At 36.3% G+C, this 2,328-nt stretch carries 3 protein-coding genes; 2 read left to right on the top strand and 1 reads right to left on the bottom strand.

What is annotated here, in order from left to right; genetic code table 11:
* Positions 1–56: 56 nt before the first annotated feature.
* The gene (locus F6J94_RS33065) at positions 57–212 is read right to left on the bottom strand and encodes a hypothetical protein (protein ID WP_293047982.1); all 156 of its coding nucleotides are present in this window, start codon (positions 210–212) and stop codon (positions 57–59) included.
* Positions 213–921: 709 nt separating this feature from the next.
* On the opposite strand from F6J94_RS33065, the gene F6J94_RS33070 reads away from it, so the two are divergent.
* The gene (locus tag F6J94_RS33070; RefSeq protein WP_293047985.1) at positions 922–1,236 is read left to right on the top strand and encodes a CU044_2847 family protein; all 315 of its coding nucleotides are present in this window, start codon (positions 922–924) and stop codon (positions 1,234–1,236) included.
* Positions 1,237–1,238: 2 nt separating this feature from the next.
* Positions 1,239–2,168 carry a serine protease gene (locus F6J94_RS33075; protein ID WP_293047988.1) on the top strand — a complete coding sequence of 310 codons (930 nt, stop codon included), beginning with the start codon at positions 1,239–1,241 and terminating at the stop codon, positions 2,166–2,168.
* The last annotated feature ends 160 nt before the right edge of the window (positions 2,169–2,328 follow it).

The raw sequence follows: 2,328 nt of genomic DNA on the forward strand, positions 1-2,328 counted from the left end.
CAGAAGAGGGAATACGAGATAAGGCCTGCTGAGTGACTGGAGTTCAGAAGTGTGCACTACTGCTGGGTAGGGAGTAGGGAGTAGGGAGGAGGGAGTAGGGAGTAGGGAGTAGGGAGTAGGGAGTAGGGAGTAGGGAGTAGGGAGTAGGGAGTAGGGAGTAGGGAGTAGGGAAATGCGATCGCATAAGCGCGGAAGCTGAGGCCGTAGGCCAATCGCTACAGCCAACATCTCACCTCTCCCTATTTGTATTGATAGTATTATCAAAATTATTTGGATTTGGCAATGAGTATTTATACATTTTTTTTTGAGCTTAGAAATGAGTTGTAAAACTAGATGGTGATTTTTGCTAAACTAAAAAACTTTGTATTCCTTACAGCTCCTACCTATTGGGAGTTTTTTGTTTCCTAACCATTGGGATTATTTGTTTACATCTCAAATAAAAATACTATTACTATCGTAATTTACTTCATATTACTTCACCATGCTTCAGAGCACTTCATCGACGTTTCATGCCCTACTTACTACTTCCTGTTACCAGGAAAAAATCCCTGAAAGCCCTACTAATTCATTGTTGTGAATTATCTCTCATCAAAGTTTTTTATAAAAAAAACTTTACACTTGTAAAGTTTTGTTAAGTTTAACGTAAACTCATTCAAATAGTCCGGATTGTATGTAATACTATGTTTGTAAAGTAAATTAGCTATCAATTTGTTATTGATAGCCATCAGAGCTGATAATAAAAAAATAAACTACTCGAATCAGACATGGGGTGCATCTCATATTTGACACTATTGCTAGTGGTGCGTTAGAGCGGCGTTAATTGTTTCGCCTTGTAGCCAGGGCTAGGTTGCTGCCCTTAACGCACCAATGCTGGGTCAAACAACTTTTAGGAGTTGAGTAGACGTTCAGTTAGGTAAAATCATGATTGCTACTAAGCTAATTGAGTTAGACGATGGCACGTTGATAGAAGTAGAAGTGCCAGAAGACCAAGCCCAACAGATTTCTAATCGATTCGCCGATAAGGTTAGTACAACCTTTGATAAAATTAAGCCGATTTTAGTGAAAAGTTGTCGCCCGATTACTGCAGCTTGGAAGGAAATTAATCAAGAGATGCAGATTGATAAAGCTGAAGTTGAAATAAACTTCAATTTTGAGGCAGAGGGAAATGTCTACGTTAGTAAAGCGAAAGCGGGTAGCCATTTAAAAGTCAAACTTGTCCTTAATCCCAAACCTTAACCATGAGCATAAATTTTTCAGACTCAGTAATTTTAATTACTAGCAGTGATAGTAGTGGTAATCGAAAATTTGGTACCGGGTTTGTTATTCATAAGGATACCCATAATACTTACTTATTAACCTGCGCTCATGTGGTGAATGATGTTGGTGGAGCAGAAACCATCAGGGCTAATGGTCTTCCCGCAACTGTAATTGCGTCTGGTGAGGACAAGGGCTTTGACTTAGCTGTTTTAACCGTTGAAGGATTATGGGATAAACCTCTATTAAAATTGTGTGCAAGTGGTCAAAAAGATAAGCCATTTATCATCTCTGGTTTTTACGAATTTGCTCAGAAAGATAATCCAGCTCTTAGAAAGATTCAAGGACAACTGGGTAACCAGATTCAATTAGCATCTAAGAATGGAAGTGATCGCATTAAAGCCTGGGATTTAATAATTAAAGACAAGTATTATCTACAACCTGGTTATAGTGGCTCCCCTGTAATTGATCAAGAAACTGGTTCTGTTTTGGGTGTAGTTAGCTATCGCATCGGTAAGGGAGAAGAGGGGTTAGCGATTTCTATAGAAGCTCTTGGGAAGATTTGGGAAGAAATGCCTAGCAGAATATTTAAGGATTTGGCTATTAAAGATATTAATTTAAATGAATCAAAACAAGCTTCATTTACTTCAATTAAAAATCCAAAATTATTACGAATAAAGCTAGATAAAGCTGAAAATGAAATCAGTGTTATAGAGAGTAAAATAGAATCTCTAACTTATATTATTAAATCTATAAATTCTAAATTAGAAATAGCAATAAGTCCTGAAGAAGAAGCAAAAATGAAATTAACACTAACACAAAACGAAGATCAGCTTAATGAATCTTACAAAAAACTAGAACAACTTTATGAGAAAAAGGATTACCTTGAGCAACAATTAAATCAAAAATCCTAGTTTATAAAATTAAGCTTCAGACTAATTTGCAATAAGTATTTGGGTATTTATGACAGAAGAAATAACTCCTAACTCAATTCCTGAAAACTCTCAACCTGTCCAACCAGAGAATAATGATGTAGGTATTATAGATGAAGATGAATCTATTCAAGCAAAAAAC

The organism is Moorena sp. SIO1F2 (assembly GCF_010672755.1).
Lineage (GTDB): Bacteria > Cyanobacteriota > Cyanobacteriia > Cyanobacteriales > Coleofasciculaceae > Moorena.

Coding starts and splice junctions, on each gene's coding strand:
- F6J94_RS33070 (WP_293047985.1), top strand. CDS start 922: ATGATTGCTACTAAGCTAATTGAGTTAGACGATGGCACGTTGATAGAA.
- F6J94_RS33075 (WP_293047988.1), top strand. CDS start 1,239: ATGAGCATAAATTTTTCAGACTCAGTAATTTTAATTACTAGCAGTGAT.